Genomic DNA, 24870 nt, shown 5'->3' on the forward strand with positions numbered 1-24870 from the left:
GCCCGGACTACGGGGCCTCCGGCCGCGAGGCGAGCAGCTCCACCTGCGCGAGCGTGAGCGGCCCCTGGCCGGCGGCCTCGGTCACCACCAGCCGCAGCGCGCCGTACGCCCCCGGCCGCGCGACGGTGAACGGACGCGTCTGCCGCGCCCACCGGAACGTCTGGCCGGACCGCTCGTCGAGCACGGCCCACGTGGCACCCGCGTCGTCGGAGCCCTCGAGCCGCCAGGCCGCGGGGGCGGCGCCGCCCGGGCCGGAGGTGAGCGTGTACCGCAGCACCTCGGGCCGCTCCCCCGCCGGCGCCGTCCACGTGACGACCGGCGTGCGGGACGCGAACGCCGCCGCGGTGGCCGACGTGTCGTCGACGAGGAGCTCGGCGGCCCGCCGGGCACCGCTGTCGGTCGCCCCGCCGGCGGGCGCGTCGTCGTCCAGGAACTGGTCGTCGACCCGCACCGTGCCGGCGCGCGTGACGTCGGTCAGCGGGGCGGGCGGGGCGTCGCCGCTGGTGAGCGACGGCGGCGCGTCGTCGGGGCCCGTGCCCCAGGCGGACGGCTCGGGCCCCATGACCAGCTCGACGGTGACGCCACCGACGAGGTCGGCGTGATCCAGCCAGGCCGCGTCGCGCGGCACCCCGCCCACGGTCAGCGACTGCACGTGGACGTTCTCGACCGAGTTCCCCACGGTGCGGACCACGAGGTCGCCGTCGGGCCGGTGGATCGTGACCTCGTCGAACAGCGGCGACCCCACGGCGTACCGCGGGGAGCCCACCTGCAGCGGGTAGAGGCCGATGGCGGCGAGCAGCCACCAGGCCGACATCTCGCCGTTGTCCTCGTCGCCGGGGTACCCCTGGCCGATCTCGCTGCCGACGAAGAGGCGACGCAGCGCCTCCCGCAGGATCCGGTGGGCCTTGGCGGGCGCGCCCACGGCCGTGTAGAGCCAGGGCACGTGGTGCGAGGGCTGGTTGCTCACGCCCCACATCCCGAGCCGCACGTCGCGGGCCTCCGTCATCTCGTGGATGACCTGCCCGTACCCGCCCACGTGGGTGCCGTCCTCGGGCCGGGAGAAGAACTCGTCGAGCCGCGCCTCCAGGCCCGCCGGGCCACCGTAGAGGTTGGCCAGCCCGCGCGGGTCGTGCGGCGCGTGGAACGCGAAGTTCCAGGCGTTCGTCTCGGTGAACGGCCCGCCCCAGTCGTCGGGGTCGAAGTGCCCCGCCGCTGGCGTGAACGCGCCGTCCGCGCCGCGCGCCCGGAAGAAGGCGACCTCCGGATCGAACAGCGCCCCGTACTGGGCGGCGCGGTCCAGCAGGTAGGCGGACTCCTCGCGCAGGTCCGCGCGCCGGTGGTCCGGGGTGGCCGGGTCCTCCGCGAGCGCCGCCGCCATCGTGCCGATGCCGAAGTCGTTGAGGCACCCCTCGAGCCCCCAGGACACCGACTCGTGGGTGGTCGCGGGCGTGAAGCCGAGGAAGGCGGAGGTCTCCAGCCCCTTGCGGCCGACGGCGTCGTGCGGGGGCGCGACGGTGGCGTTCTTCAGCGCGGCGTCGTAGGCGTCGAGGGCCAGCGCCGTGGGCAGCGCGCCCTTGAGGTACGCGTCGGCGAACGCGACGTCCGAGCTGGTGCCGGTCATGAGGTCGGCGTACCCGGGCGACGACCAGCGCGAGACCCAGCCGCCGTCGCGGTACTGCTGTACGAACCCGTCGGCGAGCTCAGCGGTGAGCCCCGGGTGCAGCAGCGCGAGCGCCGGCCAGGCGGTGCGGTAGGTGTCCCAGAACCCGTGGTTGACCATCATCGGCCCGTCCACGACGGCGGCCCCCGTGACCGTGTCGGTGCTCGGCCCGACGGGCGGCGCGACCGGACTGGCGTGGCGGCGCACGGGCGCCTCGACGGTGCCCGCGTTCTCGGTGTGCGACGTCGGGTACAGGTGCAGGCGGTAGAGGTTGGAGTACAGGGTGACGCGCTGGTCGTCGGTGGCGCCAACCACCTCGACGACGCCGAGCCGCTCCTGCCACAGCGCCCGGGCGGCGTCCTGGACCTCGGCGAACGTGCGCCCGGCGAGCTCCTGGTCCAGAGCGCGGCGCGCCTGGTCGAGGCTCAGGTACGACGTCGCGAGGCGCAGCTCGACGACGCTCCCTTCCCCGGACGTGTCGAAGCTCGCGAACCGGGCGTGCCGCCGGTCGCCCGCGGCGGCGCCCACCGCGACGGGAATCTGGTCGAAGACGCCCGCCACGAACATGCGCGAGCGGCCCACGGACAGCGGGCTGCCGTCGTCGACCCAGCCCGTCACCGTGCCGTCGGGGTGCGCGGTGAGGCGGGCCGCGCCGGCGGCGGTGGTGACGGTGTCGAGCAGCACGTGCCCGGTGCCGCCCGGGATGCCCGCCGGGAAGCCGAACCGCAGCACCCCGCCGTGGTCGGTGGGCGCGGCGGCGAGGGTGAGGCCGTCCGCGAAGGTCACGGCGTACAGGTCGGGGCGGGCCGTCTCGTCGGCGTGGTCGAACGGCAGGCCGCGGGCGCCCAGCGCGGCCGTCGGGACCCCGGGCCCCGCGGCCGGCTGCACGACGAGCTGGTTGCGGTCCCCCATCCACGGGCTGGGCTGGTGTGAGACGCCGAAGCCCTGGAGCACGGGCCGGTTGAGATGGTCGTTGGCCCGGTGGTACTCGTACAGCCAGCGCTGCGAGGCGGCGTCGGTCATCGGCACCCAGAGCGTGAACCCGTTCGGCACGGCCGTGGCGGGCGCGTTGTTGCCGCGCGAGAACTGGCCGCTCGACATCGTGCCGCGGCGGGTGTCGACCCAGTCGACCAGGTCCACCGGCCCCCTGCCGCCGACGACGGCGGGCTCCGCGACGAGGGCGACGTCGTCCACCCAGCCGGAGAACGCGGCGTCGGCCATGTCGTCCGGCGGGTCGCAGCGCAGCAGGACGGCGTCCACGGTGCGCCCGGCGGCGACGGCGCCGACGTCGATCCGCACGGAGTTCCACTGGTCGGCGTAGAGGATCTTGCCGTCGCCCTGGGCGCGGGCCGTGGCCCGGGTGCCATGGGCGTCGGTGGCGGGCAGGTCGGAGAGGTACGTGCCGTCGGTGAACGCCAGGTCGAGCGCGACGTACGTGGACGGGTACCGCAGGTCGCCGCGCAGGTCCGGAAGCACGACGTAGCTCAGCCGGGTGCGCGGGCCCACCTCGATCCCGAGGTCCCGGAACAGCACGTGCGTCACCGGTCCGGGCTCCTCGCGAAGCCCCGCGAAGCCCAGCGCGTGCAGGCCGGTGAACCCGGCACGGTGCTTGTGGGTGGCGCCGTCCGCGGGGCCGTCCCCCACCTTCGCGACGAGCGGGCCGTGGCGCGGGGTCGGCAGCGGCGCGGGGTCGCCGGGCTCGAAGGACGTCGCGAACGAGGTCACGAACGAGGAGGGGTGCGTCATCGGGTCTCCTGTGGGGGCTGCTGCCGGCGGGGCCGAGTGCCGAACAGGCAGTTGACACCGTATTGGGGACCCCCAGGCCCTCAATACGGTGTCAACTGCCTGTTCGGCACTCCCGGCGTGGAAGTGTCGCTACGTCGGGATGACGCGGCGCGTCAGTCGGCGTCCTTCTCGAAGGCGGCGGGGCGCACCTGCACCGCGCGCACCCGGTCGACGTCGAGCTTCTCGGAGCGGTCGAAGCGGTAGACGCCGTTCTGCTCCTGGAACACGTCCGTGAGCTGCGTGTAGCAGTAGCCGAACATCAGCGGGTCGTCGAGCAGGGCGTCGGTGAGGCCGGCGAACCGGGCGTGGAACTCCTCCTCGTCGGCCACGCGCTGGCCGTAGCCCCACGACTCGCTGCGGTCGTCGCCGGCGGCCTTCGCGGCCTCCTCCGGGTTCCACCAGATGCCGCCGTACTCGCTGCAGAAGTAGGGCTGACCCTTGTAGGGCAGCGAGATCGGGCCCTCGGGGTAGTCGTTCGCGTACGGCTTGCCGTCCTTCAGCCCGGCCATGTCGCGGGCGAACGCCTCCGGCTCCTGCTCGTAGTGGTGGGAGTCCCACACGTCCGTCTCGAGCACCCGGTGCGAGTAGCCGCTCGCGTCGAGCACGGGGCGCGACGGGTCCGCGAGCTTCGTCGCCAGGAACATGGCGCGCGTGACGTCGTCGAGCTGCGTGATCCGGTCGTGCAGCAGCTGGTGGGTCTCGTTCAGCGGGCACCAGCCGATGATCGACGGGTGGGAGAAGTCCCGCTCGAGGGCCTCCAGCCACTCGGCGACGTACGACGTCGTCGGCTTCTGGTGGTCGTCCTTGCGGCCGAAGTCGCCGGAGCCCCAGTCGCCGAACTCGCCCCACACGAGGTAGCCGAGGCGGTCCGCGTGGTACAGGTAGCGCTCCTCGAACACCTTCTGGTGCAGGCGGGCGCCGTTGAATCCCGCCTCGAGGCCCAGCTCGACGTCGCGTAGCAGGGCGGCGTCGCTCGGCGCCGTCATGAGCGACTCGGGCCAGTAGCCCTGGTCGAGCACGAGGCGCTGGAAGACGGGCTCCCCGTTGATGCGGATCGCCTTGCCCTCGATCGCCACGGACCGCAGGCCCGCGTACGAGCGCACGGCGTCGACGACGTCGCCCGAGCCGTCGTGCAGCTCCACCTCGACGCCGTACAGGTGCGGGTCCTGCGTGGACCACGGGCGCACGCGGTCGGCGGGGATGACGACGCGCACCGACGGCGCGAGGTCCAGGTCGGCGCGCGTCGACTCGGTGGCGACGACGCCGTCCGCGTCGGTCACCGTCACGACCACGTGGTGGCCGCGGCGGTTCTGCGTGAGCGGCACGCGCACGTCGAGGGCGCGGGCGGCGAGGTCGGGCGTGATGCGGGGGCGGCGCAGGGCGGCGCCGGGCACCGGCTCCATCCACACGGTCTGCCAGATGCCGGTGGTGCGCGTGTAGTGGCAGTCCTTGTTGGCGTACAGGCCGGACTGCTTGCCCCGCGCCTGCGGGATGCCGCGGTGGTCGCGGGCCCGCACGACGACGGTCACCGTGTCCCCGGGCGCCGCGACGCCGAACAGGTCGGCGGTGAAGGGCGTGAACCCGCCGCGGTGGCGGGCCACCTCGGTGCCGTCCACCCACACGGTCGCGTCGTGGTCGACGGCGCCGAAGTGCAGCAGCACGTGGGTGTCGGCCCCGGCGACGTCCGCCCAGTCGGCGGGGACGGTCACCTCGCGGCGGTACCAGACCGCCTCGAGGAAGTCGGTGTTCTCCACCCCGGACAGCTCGGACTCGGGGGCGAACGGCACGGTGATGGTGCCGTCGAGCGCCCGCTCGCGCAGGCCGCGCTCGAGCCCGGAGTCGCCGGGGTCGATCTCGAACCCCCACGATCCGTTGAGGTTGAGCCAGCGGTCGCGCACGACCTGCGGGCGCGGGTACTCGGGGCGGGGGATCTCGCCGCCGGTGGGGGCGGAGGGAGGGTCGAGTCGATCGAGGACGGACATCGTTGAGCTCCGTTGCGCGTGGATGACAGTGCGCCGCCGATTCAACAGCGGAACCCGAAAAGATGCAACGTTGAATCAGCGATTGGTACGGCTCAGTCGTCGGCGGGCACCACCCGGCTGCTCTCGCGCACCAGGAGCCGGTGGGGCACGACGACGTCCACGTCGCCCTTCCCGGCGCCGTCCGCACGACGCTCGACCTGCGCGATCACCCGGTCCACGGCCGCCGCCGCGATGGACTCGAGGTCCGGCGCCACGGTGGTCAGCGCGGGGTTGGAGTACCGCCCGTCCTCGATGTTGTCCCACCCGGTGACCGCGACGTCCTCGGGCACCCGCACGCCGTTGAGGCGCAGCGCGTGCAGGGCGCCGAGGGCGAGCTCGTCGTTGGCGCAGACGAGGCCGCCGACCTCGCCGATGCGAGGGAGCACCGCCTCCACCGCCGCCACGCCCGCCGGCCGGGAGAACTGCACCACGGGGAGGATCCAGCGCGGGTCCACCTCCAGGCCCCTGGCCTCGTGCGCCTCCCGGAAGCCCTGGAGCCGCGGCGTGCCCGAGCGGTCCGCCTCCGACTCCGCGCCGACGAACGCCAGCCGGCGGCCCGTGGCCAGCAGGTGCTCGGTCACCTCGCGTGCCGCGAGGACGTTGTCGATGCTCACGTGGTCGGTGCGCCACCGCCGGTCGTGGCCGGGGTCGTCCCGCTCGCCGAGCAGCACCATGGGCGTCTCGCCGCGCACCTCGGCGATCTCGGCGGGGCCGAGCGCGAGGGGCGAGAAGATGATGCCGTCGATGGAGTGCACCTGGAACCCGCGCGCCACCTGCAGCTCCGCGTCCCGCTCGGTGCGCGTCTCCTCGATGAGGACCCGGTAGCCCCGCTGCCCCGCGACGTCGATGACGATGTGCGCCAGCAGCGAGAAGTACGGCGAGTGCACCCACGGCACCGCGAGCGCGAGCGTGTTGGTGCGCCCCCGGCGCAGCTGCCGCCCGGCGAGGTTGGGGCGGTAGCCGAGGGTCGCGATGACCTCCTCGACGCGCGCCCGCGTGTCGTCGCCGACCCGCCCGGTGCCGTTGACCACGTTCGACACCGTCTTCCACGAGACGCCCGCCTCCGCGGCGACGTCCTTGATCCCCACCCGGCCCGACGCGCGGCCCCGGGCAACGGTGCCCGCGCGCTCGTTGCCGTCCTCGAGTCCCGACATCCACGCCTCCCTCCGGCGGCCCGTGATGAACCTCGCTGGCTCTCTTGACGGGTCGCCCGCCCTAGTCCATCGTGGTCCCACGTTGGAGCGCAACGTTGCACCAAGGAGGGTCGATGAAGACCATGCAGCGCAGTTCAGCGTCGCCGGGAGGAGCGTGGCAGAGCCACGCGTCCGCGCGACGCACCCGGCCCGGCACGGGCGGCCCCGCGGACGACGTCCCGCGATGGAGCCGCCGCGGCCTGCTCCAGGCCGCGCTCGTCGGGGCCGGCGGTATCGCGCTCGGCGGTGCCCTGTCCGGGTGCGCGACGCCGTCGGCGTCGGGCTCGGGCCGCACGTCGGTGATGGTCTGGGACCTGTTCTCGGGCGGCGACGGGGCCCTCATGCAGAAGATGGTCGGCGCGGTCGCGGGCGACAACCCCGACATCTCCGTGGACTCCACCACCCTCGCCTGGGGCGCGCCGTACTACACGAAGCTCGCGATGGCGTCGTCGGGCGGCCGTCCGCCCGAGGCCGCGGTGATGCACATGTCGCGCCTCGCGGGGTATGCGCCCGGCGGCCTGCTGGAGCCGTTCGACCTGGACGCGCTCGCCGACCTCGGCATCACGCAGGACGACTTCGCGCCCGCGGTGTGGGAGAAGGCGCAGTTCGACGGCCAGCTGTACGCGCTGCCGCTCGACACGCACCCGTACATCGCCTTCAACAACCCGGAGATCTCCGGGAAGGCCGGCCTCCTGGACGCCGACGGCAAGCTGGCCATCGCGCCCGGTGCCGACGCCTTCCTCGACGCCGGCCGCGCGATGGCCGAGGTCACGGGCGAGACGGGCGTCTCGTGGGGCTACCTGCGCGACTCCGCCGGCTGCTGGCGGATGTTCTGGGGCCTCTACAACCAGAACGGCGGCGGCTACGACCTCACGCCGGGCAAGCCCGCCGAGATCGACGAGCAGGCCGCGGTGGAGGTCTTCGAGTTCCTCCAGGCGATGATCGACGGCAAGGTCGCTGCCAAGAACCAGGACGGCGGCGCCGCCTCCGGACGGTTCATGTCGAAGCGCACCGGGCTGATGTTCTCCGGCGAGTGGGACCTCCCGATGTTCCAGGGCGCGATCCCCGACGTCGGCGGCACGCCGTTCCCGACGATCTTCGACACACCGGCCAACTACGCCGACTCGCACTCGTTCGTCCTGCCGAAGCAGGCCCACGCCGACCCGGCCAAGCGGGAGGCCACGTACCGCGTCCTCGCGGGCCTTCTCAAGGAGGGCCTCACCTGGGCGTCCGCCGGCCACATCCCGGCCTACCAGCCCGTCGTCAAGACGTCCGAGTACCAGGCCCTGGTGCCGCAGCGCGACTACGCGCCCGCCGCCGAGATCGCCGTCTTCGACCCGAACGCCTGGTTCACGGGCGGCGGCAGCGACTTCCAGGCGCGCATGGGCGACTCCATGACCGACACCCTGTCCGGCAAGGCGTCCCCCCAGGCCGCCGTCGACCGCATGCTCAGCGAGATGAACCGCTTCCTCTCGCAGCCGAGCCCCGCCTGATCCGAGAGAGGACGACGATGACCGCCTCGAGCACGTCACTCAGCGCCCCCGTCGCGCGCCCCTCCCGGCGCACCACGGGCACCCGTCCCCGCACCGGCACCCGCGCCGTGAGCCACTCGCTCCGCGCGCAGGACCGCTCCGGGTACCTGTTCGTCGCCCCGTTCGCGGTGGCGACCGGGCTCTTCCTGCTGTGGCCGACGATCTACGGCCTGTGGATGAGCTTCACCGACCAGAGCCTCACCTCGACGGAGAGCTCGTTCATCGGCTTCGACAACTACGCCGAGGCCTTCAGCGACCCGCAGGTGTGGCAGACGCTGCTGCACACGGTGTGGTTCACGGTGCTCAGCACCGTGCCGCTCATCATCGTGGCGCTCCTCATGGCCCTGCTGGTGCACACCGGCCTGCCCGGCCAGTGGGTGTGGCGGATGTCGTTCTTCGCGCCGTTCCTGCTGACCAGCGCCGTCGTGTCGTCGCTGGCGAGCTGGCTGTTCCAGCCCGAGATCGGCCTGCTCGACGTCTGGGTCTCCAAGCTGGGCCTCGGCCCGGTCGGGTGGCTCACCGACGAGAACGTCGCGATGTTCTCCATCGCGCTCGTCACCGTCTGGTGGACGGTCGGGTTCAACTTCCTGCTGTACCTGGCCGCGCTGCAGGGCATCCCGCAGCAGCAGTACGAGGCGGCGACGATCGACGGCGCCGGCGGCTGGCGGCGGCTGTTCTCCATCACGCTGCCGCAGATGAAGACCATCACCGGCGTCATCGTGGTGCTGCAGCTGCTCGCGTCCCTCAAGGTGTTCGACCAGATCTACCTGCTCACCGGCGGCGGCCCCAACGGCAGCACCCGCCCGATCCTCGAGTACGTCTACGACACGGGCTTCACGAACTACCGCCTCGGGTACGCGTCGGCCATCTCGTACGTGTTCTTCGCCCTGATCCTCGTGTTCACGCTGGTCCGGCTCCTGCCGACGAAGAAGGAGGCCTGACGTGGCCATCGCCGAGTCCACCCAGGGTTCCGTCTCCACGCTGGTCGCCGCGCGCCGGTCGAACCGGCAGCAGGCACGGGCCGAGAACCGCACCCTCACCAAGCTGACGATCGGGCCGTCCCCGTGGGTGCGGGTCGCCGCGCTGGCCGCCCTCGTCGTCATGGCCGTCCTGTGGCTGCTGCCGCTCGCGTGGGGCGCCGTCACCAGCTTCAAGCACGAGGCCGAGGCCGCGCTGCCCGCGTCGTGGTGGCCCACCCAGGGCTGGACGCTCGACGCCTACCGCCAGGTGCTCGGCAACAGCGAGCTGCTGGGCTGGATGTGGAACAGCTTCGTGGTCGCCATCCTGGTGACAGCGCTGACCGTGCTCATCTCCGCGATGGCGGCGTTCGCTTTCTCGCAGACGGTGTTCAAGGGCCGCGGCCTGCTGCAGTTCCTCACCGTCGCGTCGATCATGATGCCCGGCCAGATCCTCATCGTGCCGCTGTTCAAGCAGATGCAGGCCATGGGGCTGGTCGACACGTTCGCCGGCATCGTGCTGCCGCAGGTCGTGGCGCCCGTGATGGTGTTCATCCTCAAGCGGTTCTTCGACGCGATCCCCGCCGAGCTCCTCGACGCCGCCCGGATCGACGGCGCCGGCACGTGGCGGCTCTTCTGGACGATCGTGCTGCCGCTGTCGAAGTCGATCCTCGTGGCCGTCGCGATCTTCGTGTTCATCGGCGCGTGGAACAACTTCCTGTGGCCCTTCATCGTCACCACCGACCCGCAGTTCATGACCCTGCCCGTCGGCCTGTCGACCGTGAAGAACGCCTACGGCGTGCAGTACGCGCAGAACATGGCGTCGGCGATGATCGCCGCGCTGCCGCTGCTCGTCGTGTTCATGCTGTTCCAGCGGCGCATCGTGCAGGGCGTCGCCACGACGGGCATGGGCGGCCAGTAGCAGGGACGATCGGGGCATGCCGGACGCCCCCGCCACGCAGCACGCCACCCCTCGACCCACGCAGCGGCCCCACGTGGCCGCGGTGCTCGAGGACCGGTGGTGCGCGGTGGCGGGGGCGTTCCTGCGTCGTCGGGGCTGGGTGCCGCGGCTGCTCCCGTACACCGGGTACGGCTCGCCCCGCTCGGTGCGCGTCCTCGCCCGCGTGCTCCTGGTGCCGCCGTCGCGGGCGTCGGGCCCGCTGTCCGGCGTGCGGCACCCCGACCGGCGTCCCCTGCGCAGCTACCTCACGATGCCGGCGCCCGGCGAGCGGGTGCGCGTCGTCGTGGGCGGGGCGGACGTCGTCGTCGAGACGGACCGCGCCGGCTACGTCGACGTCGAGGTGCCGCTCCCCGAGGCCGCGCCCCTGGGCGCGGGCCGGCACGACGCCACCCTGACCGCCCTCCGCACCGGGGCCGGCGCCGCGGCCCCCGTCGTCGTGGTCGACGACGGCGCGACGTTCGGCGTCGTGAGCGACATCGACGACACGGCGATGGTCACGGTCGTGCCGCGCCCGTTCGTCGCGGCGTGGAACACGTTCGTCACCCGGGCGAGCGCGCGCCGCCCCGTGCCGGGGATGGCGGAGCTGTACGGGCGGATCGCGGCCGACCGCCCCGACGCGCCGTTCGTCTACCTCTCCAACGGCGCGTGGAACACCGCGGGCACGCTGTCCCGCTTCCTCGGCCGGCACGGCTTCCCGCCGGGCCCGCTGCTGCTCACGGACTGGGGCCCCACGCAGACCGGCTGGTTCCGCAGCGGCCCGCAGCACAAGGGCGACAGCCTGGACCGCCTCATGACCACCTTCCCCGACGTGCGGTGGCTGCTGGTGGGCGACGCCGGCCAGCTCGACGAGGACGTGTACGTGCGCGCGTCCGCGCGTTGGCCCGGGCGGGTGGTGGCGATCGCCGTCCGGCAGGTCGCCCGAGCCCGCGTGCGGCCCTCACGGGGACGGCCGGAGCCGGACGCCCCGCTCGTGCACGGCGCCGACGGGGCGGAGCTCGCCGCCCGGCTGGCGGGACTCTGGGACGCCCGCACATGATCTCGGACACGCGGCCTCCCGCGCCGGAGCGCCGCCTCGTGCCGCCCACGACCGGCCTCGCACGCCAGTGGCACGCCGGCCACGACGACTGGGGGCCCGGCCTCCACGAGGACGGGTTCGGCATCGGCCCCGACGACGACGTCGCGTCCGTGACGGGATTCGCGGACTGGGTGGGGCGGGCGCGCTCCGCGCAGGCGGCGACGCTCTGGTGGATCGTCGTCGTGGGCGAGGACGGCGCTGCCGACGTCGTCGGCGGCATCGCCCTGCGCCACCCCGACCACCCGGACGCCGACCGCCACGGGCACGTCGGCTACGGCATCAGGCCCGGGGCCCGCGGGCAGGGGCACGCGGCGTGGGCGCTCGCGCGCGTGCTGGAGGGGGCCGCCACGCAGCACGGGATGGACCACGCCGACCTCGTGTGCGAGGAGGGCAACGCCGCGTCGGCCGGTCTGATCGAGAAGGTCGGCGGCCGTGTCGTGGACCACCCGCACCCAGGGGTGGTGCGCTATCGGGTGCCGCTGGAGCCGCCCGCGCACTAGCCACGAGCGCCGGGATACTGGGCCCGTGATCTCGACCCTCCTCGTCGCGCACCCGTGGCTGTCCCCGGCGGCGCTGGCCGTCCTCGTGGCCGGGGGTCTGGCGCTCGGCCCGTGGCTCGTCGCGCGCCGTCGCGCGGCCTGGGCCCTGTGCGCTGCGTCCCTCGTGCCGGTGCTCCTGCTGACCATGGTGCCCGTGGACCGCGAGCTGTTCGCGCGGTGCACGGTGGGCTGGTCGCTGCCGACGCCGGGCCGCGTCGAGCTGCTCGCCAACGTCGTCCTCTTCGTGGCGCCCGTCTTCCTCGCCGGCGTCGCGCTCCGTCGGCCGCTGCTCGCGTTCGCCGGAGGGACGGTCGTGTCGGCGCTCGTCGAGCTGGTCCAGGCGCTCGTGCCGGCGCTCGGACGGTCGTGCGACACCGACGACTGGCTGTCCAACACGATCGGGGCCGCCCTCGGCGCGGGCCTGGCCTGGGTCGCCGTCGTGCGGTGGCGGCGGTCTCAGGGTCGCTGGACCGGGACGAACCCCGACTCGTAGGCGCGCACCACCGCCTGGGTGCGGTCGCGCACGCCGAGCTTGGCCAGCACGTTCCCCACGTGCGTGCGCACGGTCTCGACGCCGAGGTACAGCTCCCCCGCGATCTCCGCGTTCGACAGGCCGGCGGCCATCAGCCGCAGCACCTCGCCCTCGCGCTCGGTGAGCCGCGCGTCGCGCAGCGCGTCGCCGTCCGTGGCGCTCCCCCGTGCCGCGACGAGCCGCCGCACCGCGTCGGGGAACAGCAGCGAGTCCCCGCGCGCCACGAGCCGCACCGCGTCCGCGACCTCCTCCGGGCGTGCCCGCTTCAGCAGGAAGCCCTGCGCCCCGGCGTGCAGGGCGTCGAGCACGTGGTCGTCGTTCTCGAACGTCGTGAGCACGAGGACGCGCGGCGCCGGCGCGCCCGGACGGCCCGCCCCGACGACGGCCCGCGTCGCCGCGATCCCGTCCACGCGCGGCATCCGCACGTCCATGAGCACGACGTCCGGCCGCGCCTGCGCCACCACCTGTGGCACCTCGGACCCGTCGCCCGCCTCCCCGACCACCGTCAGGTCCGGCTCCGCGTCGAGGATGACGCGCAGCCCCGCGCGCACCAGCGGCTCGTCGTCGACGAGGACGACGCGGACGGCGCGGACGGCGTCGGCGCGGGCGTGGGTGTCGGCAGGCACGGTCACGCCGTCGATCCTGCCGCATCGGGCGTCTCACGGGCCGGTCGGGCGCGCCTCCGACGCCGCGGCGTCTGGCAGAAACGTCCCGTGACCTCCCTCGTACGCCTCGACGACTGGACGGCCGACGACGTCGCGGCGGTGTTCGACCTCACGGACGCCTACCGGGCCGGGCGGGGTCCACGCACGGACGGGTGCGCCGTCCTCTTCTTCCCGCCCACGAGCCTGCGCACGCGGGTGACGTTCGAGCGCGGTGCGGCGCAGATGGGCCTCCAGCCCGTGCTGTTCCCGCCGGAGACGCTGGACAAGCCCGAAGAGCTCGCGGACGTCGCCGGGTACCTCGCCAGCTGGGCGGACGTCCTGGTGGTCCGTCACCCCGACCTCGCCGTCCTGGACGGCCTCGCGGCCGGGCCCGTGCCGGTGGTGAACGCGATGACGTCCACCAACCACCCGTGCGAGGTGCTCTCCGACGTCTACGCCCTGGCGCAGGACGGCGACGTGCGGGACCTCCGCCTCGTCTTCGTCGGCGCGGACGGCAACATCGCCCGGGCCTGGGGCGAGATCGCCCGCGTGCTCGGGCTCGACCTCGTGCAGTGCTGCCCCGCCGCGCTGCGCGCCCCGGGTCTCGCCTGGACGGACGACCTCGAGGCCGCCGTCACGGGGGCCGACGTCGTGCTGACCGACGGCGTGGGGAAGCACGCCGACGCGCTCGCGCCCTACCAGGTCACGGCGGACCTGCTCCGCCTCGCGAGGCCCGGCGTGCGCCTGGCCCCGTGCCCGCCGTTCACCCGCGGTCGCGAGGTGAGCGCGGACGCCGTCGCCCCCGGCGGGCCATTCGTCGGGTACGGCTTCAAGGCGTCGCTGCTGCCCGTGCAGCAGGCCGTGCTGGCGCACTGCCTCGGCCTCGGCGCATAGCGCCGGGTCACGCGACGGGGAACCGCGCCCGCACCACCCAGCGGCCGTCCTGCGGCCCCGCGTCGAGGTCGCCGCGCAGCAGCCGGACGCGTTCGGCCATGCCGCGCAGGCCGCGGCCGCCGCGCCGTGACCGCCCGTCCGGGCTGGAGGGCAGCGGGTTCGCGACCTCGACGTCGAGCCGCCGCGCCGCGCCGTCGAGCATCACGGTCACCGTGACGGGGTGTCCTGGCGCGTGCCGGACGGCGTTGGTGAGCGCCTCCTGCGCGACGCGGTACGCCTCGTGCGAGGTCGCGCGGGGCAGCGCGGCCGCCGCGCCGTCGTCGACGTCGAGCCGCACGTCCGCGCCCGCGTGCCGGGCGTCGGCGACCAAGGCGGGCAGGTCGGCGAGAGACCGGGCCGGCGCGCGGCGCGGCTCCCGGGCATCGTCGGCGCGGTCGTCGGTGCGGTCGTCGGCGCGGTCGGGGGCGCGCAGCAGGCCGAGGACGTGGTCGAGGTCGGCCATCGCGGCGCGGCCGGACTCCTCGATCGCGGCGAGGGAGCGCCGCGCCGCGTCCGGGTCGGATCCGACGAGCCGCGACGCGGCCGCCGCCTGGAGGGTCGTGACGGTGAGGGCGTGGCCGACGGAGTCGTGCAGCTCGCGCGCGAGCCGGCCGCGCTCGGCCAGCCGGTCGGCCTGCGCCTCGAGCTCGGCGATGCGCGCCGTCTGGTCGGGGCCGAGCAGCGGCTCCGCCGACTGCCGCAGCAGCCGGCGCGCGAGCGCCGTGCCGTACGGGAGGGCGAGCAGCGCCAGCACCGCGAGCGCCGCCCACCCGGCGGCGTGGGCGGTGAACGCCGGCGCCATCCGCACCAGGAACGACTCGTCGATGCCGAACGCGGACAGCACCAGCTGCGTCGCGAGCGGCACCGCGACCAGCAGGCCCAGGGTGATCACGGCGCCCAGGGCGAGGTGCAGCGCGAACCACGCGGCCCCGCGCCACCGCGTCGCGACCGTCGTCGGACCGGACGGGTCGGGCAGCTCGCGGGCGTCGACGTCGAGGAACGTCCGCACGGCCGCGATCTCCAGCGCGCGCACGGGCGCGAGGAACGGCGGCGCGCCGACGATGACGGCGGTCACCGCGGCGAGCACGGCGACGGCGGCGCGGGGCGTGGCGGGGTCGGCGAACATCTGCACGAACCCGGCGGCGAGCAGCGCGTACGCGCCCGCGACGACTCCCCCGACGACGAGGTACACGCCCGCCCGCACCGTGGACGCGCTGGTCAGCGGAGACAGCGCCCACCGCAGGGTGCGCCGCCCGCCGCCTGTCGTCCGCCCCGTCACGCCGACCAGTCTTCCTGGCCGGCCCGCGGCGCGCCTCACCCGGCCGGGGGACCCGTCGACGTAGTACCCGGTGACGCTTCCGAGCGGGGAACCGTCACCGGGCACTACGTCACCACCGTCAGAGGGGCTTGCGGGCGCTCACGATCATGTGGGTGCCGAGGAAGCGGCGCCGCCAGGTGACGTCGTCGAACCCGAGCCGCCAGAGGATGGAGGCGACCTGCTCGGGGGACATGAACCCGAGGGTGGTCTCCTCGAGGTACGTGTACGACGACTTGTCGCGCGCCACGAGCTGGCCGAGCAGCGGGATCACGACCTTCACGCCGAGCGCCACCGGGTACTTCAGCAGTCCGCGCGGCGGGCAGGTCTCGAGCAGCGCGAGCCGGCCACCGGGCTTGAGCACCCGCAGCTGCTCGGCGAGGACGCGCTCGGCGTCCTCGACGTTGCGCAGCAGGTAGCCGTGGGTGACGGCGTCGAAGGAGCCGTCGTCGTAGGGCAGGGCGTTGGCGTCGGCGAACTCCCAGGTCACGGCGTCGGCGCCGGGCTTGGCGCGGGCGCCCTCCAGCATCCCCTCGGAGAAGTCGACGCCGTGGATCGTGGCGCCGGGGTACTGGCGCGCGGCCTCGAGGGCGATGACGCCGGTGCCGGTGGCGATGTCGAGCAGCGACCCCCCGACGGGCAGCTGCGCGCGCCGGGCGACGTCGCGGCACCAGGCGGCGTGCCGGCCGACCGTCATGAGGCGGTTCATCCGGTCGTAGTAGCCGGGGACCGTGTCGAAGAGGCGCTGCACCTCCTCGCCGTGCGGCGAGGGGACGGTCACGCGGCGATCTCCTGACCGCTCATCTTGTGGATGGAGTCCATGACGTGGTCGGTCAGCTCCCGACGCACCTGCGCCGGCCGGGACCCGGCGGTGATCTGGCGCGACGGGTCGATGGGGGCGCCGAAGTTCACCTGGATGCCGCGAACCGGGCGGGGCAGCCGCTTGCCGATGGGCTGCACCTTGTCGGTGCCGCGCAGCGCGACCGGCACGACGGGCGCGGAGCCCGCGAGCGCCAGCCATGCGACGCCGGTGTGCCCCTGGTGCAGCTTGCCGTCGCGGGAGCGGGTGCCCTCGGGGTAGATGCCGAAGGCGCCGCCGCGCTTGAGCACGACGAGGGCGTCGTCGAGCGACCGCTGGCCGGCGCGTGGGTCCTCGCGGTCGACGGGGATGTGGCCCATCGTGGTGAAGAACCAGCGCGAGACGCGGCCCTTGAGGCCGTGGCCCGTCCAGTACTCCGCCTTCGCGATGAAGGTGACGTGCCGGGGCACGACGAGCGGGATGATGATCGAGTCGATGAACGACAGGTGGTTGCTGGCCAGGATCACCGGTCCGCGCCGCGGGATGTTGTGGAGTCCCGTCACCCGGGGTCGCAGGAGCACGAACACCAGGAGCGACAGGACGAGGCGCAGGAACCGATAGGTCACCGCACCATTGTGCCCCCTGCTCCGCCCGGGTCGGCCGAGGGCGTCCTCGCGGGCGTGCGATCAGGGCGTACGCGTCTCCTCGGCGGCGAGCAGGGACTCGGCGGCGCGTCGCGCCTCGCGGGCGACGTCGGCGTCGTGCGTGATGGCGGCGGTGGTCTGCGCGCCCTCGGCGAGCAGCACGACCTGCAGGGCGACCGCGTCGGGCAGGCCGGCCTCGCGCACCAGGCCCAGGACGTGCTCGCGGAACGCCTCCTTGTGCCCCCGCACGGCTTCGGCGATGCGGGGCGAGGTGGCGCCGAGCTCGCCGAACGAGTTGATGAACGCGCACCCGCGGAACCCGTCCTCCCGGAACCAGGCGTCGAGGAAGTCGAAGACGCTGAGGATCCGGTCGCGTGGCGTCGCCGCACCGGCGGCTGCGCGCTCCACGCCCTCCGTCCACTGCCTGGCCCGCAGCGCGAGGACGGCGACGACGAGGTCCTCCTTGGACTGGAAGAGCCCGTAGATCCGCTTGAGCGACACCCCGGCCTCGGCGCGCACGGCGTCCATGCCGACGGACTGCACGCCGCGCGCGTAGAACAGCCGGTCGGCGGCCGCGACCACCGCGTCGCGCGCCGCCTTCTCGTCGAGCATCGTCCACCCTCTCGTCGCCGTCCCTCCCCTTGCGGGGAGAACCATCGTTCTCTACTGTAGCGAACAGCGGGAGAACGATCGTTCTCCCCCTCCTTCGGAAGGGGCACCACCATGGGCTACATCACCGTCGGGCAGGAGAACAGCACGGACATCGAGCTCTACTACGAGGACCAGGGCTCCGGGCAGCCGGTCGTCCTCGTGCACGGATACCCGCTCGACGGCCACAGCTGGGAGCTCCAGACCCGCGAGCTGCTCGCCGCCGGGTACCGCGTGATCACCTACGACCGCCGCGGGTTCGGCGCGTCCAGCAAGGTCGGCTCGGGGTACGACTACGACACGTTCGCGAAGGACCTCGACACCGTCCTCACGACGCTCGACCTGCGCGACGTGATCCTCGTCGGCTTCTCCATGGGCACCGGCGAGCTCGCGCGGTACGTGCGCAACCACGGCCACGAGCGCGTCGCCAAGCTCGCGTTCCTCGCTTCGCTGGAGCCGTTCCTCGTGCAGCGCGACGACAACCCCGAGGGCGTGCCCCAGGCGGTCTTCGACGGGATCGTCGACGCCGCCCGGAGCGACCGGTACGCCTGGTTCACGCAGTTCTACAAGGACTTCTACAACCTCGACGAGAACCTCGGCACGCGGATCTCCGAGGAGGTCGTGCGCGCCAACTGGGCCACCGCCGTGGGCTCGGCGCCCGTCGCCGCGTACGCCGTCGTCCCCACGTGGATCGAGGACTTCCGGCCCGACGTCGAAGCGGTCCGCGCCGCGGGCAAGCCGACGCTGATCCTGCACGGCACGAAGGACAACATCCTGCCGATCGACGCCTCCGGCCGCCGCTTCCACGCGGCCGTGCCCGACGCGGAGTACGTCGAGGTCGAGGGCGCGCCCCACGGCCTGCTGTGGACGCACGCGGACGAGGTCAACGCGGCGCTGCTCGCGTTCGTCGGGCGCTGACCCGAGGGACCGGTCAGCTCGCCGTGAGCAGGTAGTCGTCGGCGTCGTCGTCCCATGCGAGGGCGACGGCGCCGGCGGCCGCGGCGCCCTTCGCGAACTGCAGGAACCCGCGGTAGCCGAGCGCCTTCTCCGAGAAGTCGGGGCGGCGCTTGCGCACCTCGTTCTTCAGCCCGGACAGCGGCGCGCTGCCGCCGGCGTCGCGCACCACCTGGCGCAGCAGGTCGAACGCGCCCTCGGTGTCCTGCTGCTCGGGCAGCTCCACCTCCGGGTCGCCGGTCGACGGGCCGGGCGACAGCACCACGAAGCCGCGGTCGGCGAGGAAGCGCAAGAACTCGCCGAAGGTGCGGAAGCCGTAGTCGGACTCGCTGAACGTGGGGTCCTTGCGCACCAGCGTGCGCTTGAGCATCGACGCCGTGACGGAGCCGCTCGTGGACGCCTGCAGGTCGGCGAGCGTCTGCGCCACCTTGACCTCCATCGTCGCGTCCTCGCCCGCGGGCGCGGCGTCGTCGTGCTCGAGGTCGGCCTCGGGCTCGACGTCGACGGCGGCCTCGGGCGCGGGCTCGACGGCGGGCTCCGCGGCGGGCGCCTTCTTGCGGCGGCGCGTGCTCGACGTCGTGCCGGACGCTGCAGGTGCGGCCTCCTCGGCGGGGGCCTCGGTGGTGGCCGGTGCCTCCGGTGCGGCCTCGGCCGGTGCCTCGGCGGCGGGGGCCTTGGCGCGGCCGCCTCGCCCGCCCCGGCTGCTGCCCTTGCCCGTCCCGCGGCCGGAGCGCTTGGGGGCCGGGGCCTCGGACTCGTCGGGCACGTCGACGCCCTCGAGCCGGTCGTAGAAGAGGAACTCGTCGCAGGCCGGGGGCAGCAGCCGCGACGTGGAGTTCTCGACGCCGACGCCGATGACGCGCTTGTCGAGCTCGCGCAGCTTGTGCACCAGCGGGGAGAAGTCGGAGTCGCCGGTGCACATGACGAACGTGGTGATGTAGTCGCGCTCGAAGGCCATCTCGATGGCGTCCACCACCATCTTGATGTCGGCGGCGTTCTTGCGGGACGCGCCCATGCGCTGCGTCATCTCGATGAGCTCGACCTGGTGGCGGGTGAGCATCCGCCGGTCCTCGTCGAAGTACGACCAGTCGGCGTACGCGCGGCGCACGACCACGCGCCCCCGCACGGCGAGCGCGTCGGCGATCGGCTTGAAGTCGAACTGCATCCCGCCCAGGTGGTCCCGGGCGCCGAGCGCCAGGTTCTCGTAGTCGAGGAAGACGGCGAGGCGCTCTTCGGTGTCCATGCACGTCAGGCTACGGCGTCGCGTGCTCCACCGCGGGCCCAGGCCCAGGTACCACGGCCACTGTTGCACCGTCCAGGGTCCGGCCGTTTCGTCACCCTTTCTTCACCCTCTATGGTGTGTCGGGTCCCGACGACGCGACGCCTTGGAGGCTCACCTTGTCAGCAGATCCCGGAGCCACCACGGCGACGGACGAGATCGTTCCCGACCCCTCGCTCCCCCCGACGGCGGTTCCCGCCGAGGACCTGAAGCCCCGCTGGACACCCGCGAAGATCGCGCTCTGGGCGGCGATCGCGCTGCTCGGCGGCGTCGCCTGGGTGATGATCGCGCTGGTGCGCGGCGAGACCGTCAACGCCATCTGGTTCGTCTTCGCCTCGGTGTGCACGTACCTCATCGGGTACCGCTTCTACTCGAAGGTCATCGAGCGGTACATCACGCGCCCCGACGACCGCCGCGCCACCCCGGCCGAGACGCGCGAGGACGGCAAGGACTTCGTCCCCACCGACCGCCGGGTGCTGTTCGGCCACCACTTCGCCGCCATTGCCGGCGCGGGCCCCCTGGTGGGCCCGGTGCTCGCCGCGCAGATGGGGTACCTGCCGGGCACCATCTGGATCATCGTGGGCGTGGTGCTCGCGGGCGCCGTGCAGGACTACACGGTGCTGTTCTTCTCCATGCGCCGCGGCGGCCGCACCATCGGCCAGATGGCGCGCGAGGAGCTGGGCCGCATCGGCGGCGTGGCCGCGATCGTCGCGTCCCTGCTGATCATGGTCATCATCGTGGCGATCCTCGCGCTCGTGGTCGTCAACGCCCTCGGCGAGAGCCCGTGGGGCGTGTTCAGCGTCTCCATGACCATCCCGATCGCGCTGTTCATGGGCGTGTACCTGCGCTACCTGCGCCCGGGCAAGATCACCGAGGTGTCGCTGATCGGCTTCGTGCTGCTGCTCGCCGCGATCATCGGCGGCGGCATGGTCGCGGACACGGCGTGGGGCGCCGAGGCGTTCACGCTCGACCGCACGACGATCGCCGTCGGCATCATCGTCTACGGCTTCGTGGCCGCCGTCCTGCCGGTGTGGCTGCTGCTCGCCCCGCGCGACTACCTGTCCACCTTCATGAAGGTGGGCGTCATCGTGGTGCTCGCGGGCGCCGTCGTCATCGTGCGCCCCGAGATCTCCGTGCCCGCGATCAGCGAGTTCGCCGGCTCCGAGACCGGCCCCGTCGTCGCCGGCAACCTGTGGCCCTTCCTCTTCGTGACGATCGCGTGCGGCGCCCTGTCCGGGTTCCACGCACTCATCTCGTCGGGCACGACGCCGAAGCTGGTGGAGAAGGAGCGCCAGACCCGCTTCATCGGCTACGGCGGCATGCTCATGGAGTCGTTCGTCGCGATCATGGCGCTGGTCGCCGCGATCTCGATCGACCGCGGCGTGTACTTCGCGATGAACTCGTCGGCCGCTGCGACGGGCGGCACCATCGAGGGCGCGGTCGCGTTCGTGAACTCGCTCGGCCTCGCCGGCGTGAACCTCACGCCCGACATGCTCAGCACCCTGGCCAGCCAGGTGGGCGAGCCGTCGATCGTGTCCCGCACCGGCGGCGCTCCGACGCTCGCGCTCGGCCTGGCGCACATCATGCACCAGCTGGTCGGCGGCACCGCGATGATGGGCTTCTGGTACCACTTCGCGATCATGTTCGAGGCGCTGTTCATCCTCACCGCCGTCGACGCCGGCACCCGCGTGGCGCGCTTCATGCTGCAGGACACCATCGGCAACGTCGCCCCGAGGTTCAAGGACGTGAGCTGGCGACCAGGGGTGTGGATCTGCACCGCGATCATGGTCGCAGGCTGGGGCACCATCCTCTATCTGGGCGTCACCGACCCGCTCGGCGGCATCAACACGTTCTTCCCGCTGTTCGGCATCGCGAACCAGCTGCTCGCCGCGATCGCCCTCGCCGTCGTGCTCGCCATCGTCGCCAAGCGCGGCCGCGCCTACTGGGCGTGGCTGTGGATCGTGGCCGTGCCGCTCGCGTTCACGGCGCTCATCACCATCTGGGCGTCGTTCGAGAAGATCTTCTCCGACGTGCCCGCGGTCGGGTACTGGGCCCAGCACCGGGCGTTCCAGGACGCGCTCGACGCCGGCGAGACGTCGTTCGGCACGGCGCCCAACGTCGCCGCGATGGAGGCCGTGGTCCGCAACACCTTCGTGCAGGGCACGCTCTCGATCATCTTCGTGGTGCTGTCGATCATCGTGATCGTGGCGTCCGTGGTCGTGACCATCCACGCCTTCCGCACCGGGGGCGGCGCGAACCACGAGGACCCGCCCGTCGCGTCGCGGCGGTTCGCCCCGGCGAGCCTGTTCGCGTCGGCCGCGGAGAAGCGGATCGAGAAGCAGTGGGTCGACGCGGGCCTGCGGGAGAACGCACGTGCCGGGCACCACTGACGCCCGCACCGTCGGGCCGACGGCGCTCGACGCCGCCCGGGCACTCGCCCGGGCGGCGTCGGCGGGGTGGGCGAGCCTGCGGTGGTATGTGCGCCAGGTGATGGGCGACGACGCGTACGCGACGTACGTCGCCCACGAGCGGTCCGCCCACCCCGACCGCGAGCCGATGGGCGAGCGCGAGTTCTGGCGCGAGCACTACGCCGAGCAGGACCGCAACCCCGGGTCGCGGTGCTGCTGAGGAGTGGTTGAACGCCATCGGCGGCTGCGGCATCCTGCGGCGATGACCGTGCCCACACCCGGCGACCCGGCCGGCGCTCCCGTGTGGGAGAACTACGTCGTCGCCCAGCTCACCCAGGCCTCCCTCGGCCTGGTCCCACGCGACGCGCTGGCCCTCGGGGTGGAGGTCGACGGCGTCGAGGAGGACGACGTCGCGGTGACGGTCGTCTGTCAGGCGCGGCACGAGACGCCGGACCTCGTCGAGGACGTCGACGAGATCGCGCAGGAGCTGGCGGTGCTGCTCGGGCACCGCGTGCACGTCGGGAGCCGGATCGACGTGCGCGCGGCCCCGCGGATCACACCGTCCGACCGGCCCGTGTGGGTGTTCGTCGCGCGGGAGGACCGGTGACCTGGCCCTCCGCGGGCACGCCGCCCGCCCTCCCCTGGACGTTTCGTCGTCCGCCGACCGCCTGCTGCTGACGTTGTCCACAGGCCCGGTCGGCGGCCGGTGCGGGCGTGGCAGGGTGGTCGTCGGCGCGGATGCCGCGGGTGATGTGGCGACCGTCGTCGTCCGACGCACGCGACAGGAGGGACTGCTCTGACCATGACGGCACCGGACCGGGCCTCCGTCGAGGCCGTGCTCCGCGACCTCGCGTCCGGCGTGCTCGCACCGCGGCGCGCCGCCGACTGGGCGTCCGGTGTCCTGCGCGAGCTCCGCGACGACGAGGACGTCGACGACGCGGTGCTCGACGCCCTCGACCGGCTGTCCGGCGCCGACCTGCCGAGCGGCCCGGGCGTCCTGCTCCACTCGCCCGACGACTTCCGCGCCTGGCACACCGCCTTCCGCGAGATGCGAGCCCAGCCCACGATCGAGGAATGAGGCCGATGACCGACGTCGTGCTGGACGGGACCCGGATCCGCACCGAGGCGGACCTGCACCGCGAGCTCGCGGACCAGCTCGACCTCGGGCCGTTCTACGGACGCAACCTCGCCGCCCTGCGCGACCGGCTCGAGCACGACGTCGAGCGCCCGGTGCGCCTGGTGTGGCGCAGCTCCCGGGAGAGCCGCGCGCAGCTCGGGGACGCGCTGTTCGACCGCGTCGTCGACCTCCTCGCCCGCATCGCCGACGACGTCGCGAGCCGCGGATGGGAGGAGCGGTTCGAGCTCGTCCTCGAGTGACCACCGATCGTCCTCGGACGGACCCCGACGAGAGCACGGAGCGCAGATGCCCGACGGCTTCCTCACCCTGTACACCAGCACGCCCGCGGGCGCCTGGCTCCCCGGCCTGCTGGCGGCCGCGGGCGCGGAACTCGCCGCGCCCGGTCCGCACGAGCACGGCGCGGGCCTGAGCGTGGCGGTGCTCGACGACGAGGGCGACCAGCACCTGATCGGTGGCGACGAGCTGGCTCGTCTCCTCGACGTCGGCGCCGAGGTCACGCTCCAGGCCTGGTTCTCACGCTCCGAGGACATGATCGTCAGCGTCCGGAGCCACGACGTCGGGAGCCACGATGCCGGGACGCACGACGCGGCCGCGCACCTCGCGGTCACCATCTACCTCGACGGGCTGCGGGCGGGCGACGTCGAACGGGTCGCGCGGGCGGCGCAGGCGCTGGTCGCGCGGTCAGCCGCGGGTGGGGCGGGCGTTATGGGCCTGGTGCTCGATCCACGCGGCACGATGGCGGACCTCCCCTGGGAACGCGCGACCTGGATCCCCACGCGGCGCTGGCCGGCCTCACCGTGCTGGGGACGGAGGGCACCGTCGACGAGACCCGAGGAGCCTGGCACTCAGCGTCGGAGGGCTCCGCGGTGCCGACGGTCCGGGTCCCCGACGGCGACGGCTCGCTGGCCGACGCGTGGGTGCGCGTCGCGGGCGAGGAGGGGCTGGTCTCGCCGACGGGCGAGCTGCTGCTCAGCGTCGGCGGCGTGGGTTCATGGGATCTCCCCTGGGTGCGGGTCCGCGCCGACAGCCCCCTGCCACTGAGGATCCTCGGCCCGGTCGAGGGCCAGCCCGAGTTCGTCGCGTCGGACGTCGGACGACGGGTGGAGGTCGCGGTCACGTCCGAGGAGGACGAGACGCGGATCCTGGTGTCGCACCCCGGTGACCTGGCCTGATGGGAAGTTCTCCCCGTGGTGCATCAGACGTGACCCTGGTTACTCTCTTGCGGGCGAAAGGGGTGAGGGCCGGTGGCGGATCTCCGGGTGGACCTTGATGCGGTGACGGAGCTGGGGTCGAGCCTGACCACGGTGGCGGACGAGTTCGAGAACGCGACGACGCGGTCGGACCGGATCGCGGACGCGGTCGGGCACGACGGCCTGGCGGGCACGGTGCGCGACTTCGCGAGCTCGTGGGACGACACGCGCCAGAAGATGACCGACAACCTGCGCCTGCTCGCGGACGCGTCGGTGCAGGTGGCGCAGGCGTTCACCGACATCGACTCCGACCTCGCGGACGGGATCAGCGGCGAGGGCCAGCCCGCGCCCACCTCCAGCACGAGCGGGCAGGGCCCGGTGTGAGGCCGGCGGACTGGTCGCCGGTCGGCCTGGATGCGGACCCCACGCCCGGGGACCCGGTGCTGGTGCTGTCCGGGGGGCAGGACTACCTCGAGGTCGCGGGGTCGATCGACGACGCCGCCGGGGCGATGTCCCGGTTGGACGTGGCGGGCACGATCTCTCAGGCCGTGGACGCGTTGATGGAGACGAAGGAAGACACCATCAGCGAGATCCGCCGCGCCCACTCCCGGTATCAGGCCACGGGCGAGGCGCTGGTGGACTACGCCCGCACCCTGGACCGGGT

At 73.5% G+C, this 24870-nt stretch carries 25 protein-coding genes; 16 read left to right on the plus strand and 9 right to left on the minus strand.

Features of this window, described 5'->3' with window-relative positions:
* Positions 1-7 precede the first annotated feature (7 nt).
* The 3 genes from ACWF41_RS01880 to ACWF41_RS01890 all read right to left on the minus strand — a co-directional run bounded on the left by ACWF41_RS01880 (position 8) and on the right by ACWF41_RS01890 (position 6620).
* Positions 8-3406 (minus strand): GH92 family glycosyl hydrolase, encoded by a 3399-nt coding sequence (locus ACWF41_RS01880; protein WP_380323628.1) that lies wholly within the window; start codon positions 3404-3406, stop codon positions 8-10.
* 152 nt (positions 3407-3558) lie between these two features.
* Positions 3559-5427 carry a glycoside hydrolase family 2 protein gene (locus tag ACWF41_RS01885; protein ID WP_380321072.1) on the minus strand — a complete coding sequence of 623 codons (1869 nt, stop codon included), beginning with the start codon at positions 5425-5427 and terminating at the stop codon, positions 3559-3561.
* Between the two features lie 92 nt (positions 5428-5519).
* A complete protein-coding gene (locus tag ACWF41_RS01890; RefSeq protein WP_380321076.1) occupies positions 5520-6620 on the minus strand; it encodes a LacI family DNA-binding transcriptional regulator in 1101 nt (366 codons plus the stop codon).
* Positions 6621-6733: 113 nt separating this feature from the next.
* Here ACWF41_RS01890 and ACWF41_RS01895 point away from each other — a divergent pair, with 113 nt between their 5' ends.
* From ACWF41_RS01895 to ACWF41_RS01920, 6 genes are read left to right on the plus strand one after another with little or no spacing between them, the layout of a single operon-like run.
* Positions 6734-8152 (plus strand): extracellular solute-binding protein, encoded by a 1419-nt coding sequence (locus ACWF41_RS01895; RefSeq protein ID WP_380321079.1) that lies wholly within the window; start codon positions 6734-6736, stop codon positions 8150-8152.
* Between the two features lie 17 nt (positions 8153-8169).
* A complete protein-coding gene (locus ACWF41_RS01900; RefSeq protein WP_380321082.1) occupies positions 8170-9132 on the plus strand; it encodes a carbohydrate ABC transporter permease in 963 nt (320 codons plus the stop codon).
* 7 nt (positions 9133-9139) lie between these two features.
* Positions 9140-10069 (plus strand): carbohydrate ABC transporter permease, encoded by a 930-nt coding sequence (locus ACWF41_RS01905; RefSeq protein ID WP_380321143.1) that lies wholly within the window; start codon positions 9140-9142, stop codon positions 10067-10069.
* A gap of 16 nt (positions 10070-10085) precedes the next feature.
* Positions 10086-11144: an App1 family protein gene (locus ACWF41_RS01910; protein ID WP_380321085.1), complete on the plus strand. Its 1059-nt coding sequence runs from the start codon at positions 10086-10088 to the stop codon at positions 11142-11144.
* Positions 11141-11683, plus strand: a complete 543-nt coding sequence (locus ACWF41_RS01915) for a GNAT family N-acetyltransferase (RefSeq protein ID WP_380321088.1) — start codon at positions 11141-11143, stop codon at positions 11681-11683. Before ACWF41_RS01910 ends, ACWF41_RS01915 begins: the two co-directional genes overlap by 4 nt.
* Before the next feature lie 25 nt (positions 11684-11708).
* Complete coding sequence (locus tag ACWF41_RS01920) at positions 11709-12215, plus strand: VanZ family protein (protein WP_380321091.1); 507 nt, start codon at positions 11709-11711, stop codon at positions 12213-12215.
* Here the strand turns inward: ACWF41_RS01920 and ACWF41_RS01925 are convergent.
* Positions 12179-12886 carry a response regulator gene (locus tag ACWF41_RS01925; protein WP_380321094.1) on the minus strand — a complete coding sequence of 236 codons (708 nt, stop codon included), beginning with the start codon at positions 12884-12886 and terminating at the stop codon, positions 12179-12181. The two genes, ACWF41_RS01920 and ACWF41_RS01925, sit on opposite strands and share 37 nt — an antisense overlap.
* A gap of 81 nt (positions 12887-12967) precedes the next feature.
* On the opposite strand from ACWF41_RS01925, the gene ACWF41_RS01930 reads away from it, so the two are divergent.
* The gene (locus ACWF41_RS01930; protein ID WP_380321098.1) at positions 12968-13792 is read left to right on the plus strand and encodes an ornithine carbamoyltransferase; all 825 of its coding nucleotides are present in this window, start codon (positions 12968-12970) and stop codon (positions 13790-13792) included.
* Positions 13793-13799: 7 nt separating this feature from the next.
* On the opposite strand, the gene ACWF41_RS01935 is transcribed toward ACWF41_RS01930, so the two are convergent.
* From ACWF41_RS01935 to ACWF41_RS01950, 4 genes are all read right to left on the minus strand, one after another.
* A complete protein-coding gene (locus ACWF41_RS01935) occupies positions 13800-15110 on the minus strand; it encodes a sensor histidine kinase (protein ID WP_380321101.1) in 1311 nt (436 codons plus the stop codon).
* Positions 15111-15228: 118 nt separating this feature from the next.
* On the minus strand, positions 15229-15927 hold the full coding sequence (locus ACWF41_RS01940) for a ubiquinone/menaquinone biosynthesis methyltransferase (protein ID WP_380321104.1): 699 nt from the start codon (positions 15925-15927) through the stop codon (positions 15229-15231).
* The gene (locus ACWF41_RS01945; RefSeq protein WP_380321107.1) at positions 15924-16571 is read right to left on the minus strand and encodes a lysophospholipid acyltransferase family protein; all 648 of its coding nucleotides are present in this window, start codon (positions 16569-16571) and stop codon (positions 15924-15926) included. Before ACWF41_RS01945 ends, ACWF41_RS01940 begins: the two co-directional genes overlap by 4 nt.
* A 60-nt stretch (positions 16572-16631) precedes the next feature.
* Positions 16632-17201, minus strand: coding sequence for a TetR/AcrR family transcriptional regulator (locus tag ACWF41_RS01950; protein WP_380321110.1), 570 nt, complete (start codon positions 17199-17201; stop codon positions 16632-16634).
* A 111-nt stretch (positions 17202-17312) separates the two neighbouring features.
* On the opposite strand from ACWF41_RS01950, the gene ACWF41_RS01955 reads away from it, so the two are divergent.
* Entirely contained in the window at positions 17313-18155 is an 843-nt protein-coding gene (locus ACWF41_RS01955) for an alpha/beta fold hydrolase (protein WP_380321113.1), read from the plus strand.
* 13 nt (positions 18156-18168) lie between these two features.
* Here ACWF41_RS01955 and ACWF41_RS01960 read toward each other — a convergent pair whose 3' ends face one another.
* Positions 18169-19434: an NYN domain-containing protein gene (locus ACWF41_RS01960; RefSeq protein ID WP_380321116.1), complete on the minus strand. Its 1266-nt coding sequence runs from the start codon at positions 19432-19434 to the stop codon at positions 18169-18171.
* Between the two features lie 155 nt (positions 19435-19589).
* On the opposite strand from ACWF41_RS01960, the gene ACWF41_RS01965 reads away from it, so the two are divergent.
* From ACWF41_RS01965 to ACWF41_RS02000, 8 genes are all read left to right on the plus strand, one after another.
* Positions 19590-21860 (plus strand): carbon starvation CstA family protein, encoded by a 2271-nt coding sequence (locus ACWF41_RS01965; RefSeq protein ID WP_380321119.1) that lies wholly within the window; start codon positions 19590-19592, stop codon positions 21858-21860.
* Entirely contained in the window at positions 21844-22098 is a 255-nt protein-coding gene (locus tag ACWF41_RS01970) for a YbdD/YjiX family protein (protein ID WP_380321122.1), read from the plus strand. The genes ACWF41_RS01965 and ACWF41_RS01970 overlap by 17 nt, the downstream gene beginning before the upstream one ends.
* Before the next feature lie 42 nt (positions 22099-22140).
* Positions 22141-22485 (plus strand): hypothetical protein, encoded by a 345-nt coding sequence (locus tag ACWF41_RS01975; protein WP_380321125.1) that lies wholly within the window; start codon positions 22141-22143, stop codon positions 22483-22485.
* A 195-nt stretch (positions 22486-22680) separates the two neighbouring features.
* Positions 22681-22956: a hypothetical protein gene (locus ACWF41_RS01980; RefSeq protein WP_380321128.1), complete on the plus strand. Its 276-nt coding sequence runs from the start codon at positions 22681-22683 to the stop codon at positions 22954-22956.
* The gene (locus tag ACWF41_RS01985) at positions 22953-23255 is read left to right on the plus strand and encodes a barstar family protein (protein ID WP_380321131.1); all 303 of its coding nucleotides are present in this window, start codon (positions 22953-22955) and stop codon (positions 23253-23255) included. The genes ACWF41_RS01980 and ACWF41_RS01985 overlap by 4 nt, the downstream gene beginning before the upstream one ends.
* A 627-nt stretch (positions 23256-23882) precedes the next feature.
* Complete coding sequence (locus ACWF41_RS01990; protein WP_380321134.1) at positions 23883-24188, plus strand: hypothetical protein; 306 nt, start codon at positions 23883-23885, stop codon at positions 24186-24188.
* Positions 24189-24290: 102 nt separating this feature from the next.
* On the plus strand, positions 24291-24590 hold the full coding sequence (locus ACWF41_RS01995; protein ID WP_380321137.1) for a hypothetical protein: 300 nt from the start codon (positions 24291-24293) through the stop codon (positions 24588-24590).
* The coding region (locus tag ACWF41_RS02000; protein ID WP_380321140.1) for a hypothetical protein at positions 24587-24870 on the plus strand (284 nt) is incomplete at its 3' end. The genes ACWF41_RS01995 and ACWF41_RS02000, both read left to right, overlap by 4 nt.

Source organism: Isoptericola sp. NPDC055063 (genome assembly GCF_053608125.1).

What these genes read in the sequence shown, in the direction of transcription:
- ACWF41_RS01910 (WP_380321085.1), top strand. Translation starts at nt 10,086, where the DNA reads ATGCCGGACGCCCCCGCCACGCAGCACGCCACCCCTCGACCCACGCAG.
- ACWF41_RS01895 (WP_380321079.1), top strand. Translation starts at nt 6,734, where the DNA reads ATGAAGACCATGCAGCGCAGTTCAGCGTCGCCGGGAGGAGCGTGGCAG.
- ACWF41_RS01980 (WP_380321128.1), top strand. Translation starts at nt 22,681, where the DNA reads ATGACGGCACCGGACCGGGCCTCCGTCGAGGCCGTGCTCCGCGACCTC.
- ACWF41_RS01885 (WP_380321072.1), bottom strand. Translation starts at nt 5,427, where the DNA reads ATGTCCGTCCTCGATCGACTCGACCCTCCCTCCGCCCCCACCGGCGGC.
- ACWF41_RS01900 (WP_380321082.1), top strand. Translation starts at nt 8,170, where the DNA reads ATGACCGCCTCGAGCACGTCACTCAGCGCCCCCGTCGCGCGCCCCTCC.
- ACWF41_RS01950 (WP_380321110.1), bottom strand. Translation starts at nt 17,201, where the DNA reads ATGCTCGACGAGAAGGCGGCGCGCGACGCGGTGGTCGCGGCCGCCGAC.
- ACWF41_RS01955 (WP_380321113.1), top strand. Translation starts at nt 17,313, where the DNA reads ATGGGCTACATCACCGTCGGGCAGGAGAACAGCACGGACATCGAGCTC.
- ACWF41_RS01960 (WP_380321116.1), bottom strand. Translation starts at nt 19,434, where the DNA reads ATGGACACCGAAGAGCGCCTCGCCGTCTTCCTCGACTACGAGAACCTG.
- ACWF41_RS01890 (WP_380321076.1), bottom strand. Translation starts at nt 6,620, where the DNA reads ATGTCGGGACTCGAGGACGGCAACGAGCGCGCGGGCACCGTTGCCCGG.
- ACWF41_RS01915 (WP_380321088.1), top strand. Translation starts at nt 11,141, where the DNA reads ATGATCTCGGACACGCGGCCTCCCGCGCCGGAGCGCCGCCTCGTGCCG.
- ACWF41_RS01975 (WP_380321125.1), top strand. Translation starts at nt 22,141, where the DNA reads ATGACCGTGCCCACACCCGGCGACCCGGCCGGCGCTCCCGTGTGGGAG.
- ACWF41_RS01985 (WP_380321131.1), top strand. Translation starts at nt 22,953, where the DNA reads ATGAGGCCGATGACCGACGTCGTGCTGGACGGGACCCGGATCCGCACC.
- ACWF41_RS01880 (WP_380323628.1), bottom strand. Translation starts at nt 3,406, where the DNA reads ATGACGCACCCCTCCTCGTTCGTGACCTCGTTCGCGACGTCCTTCGAG.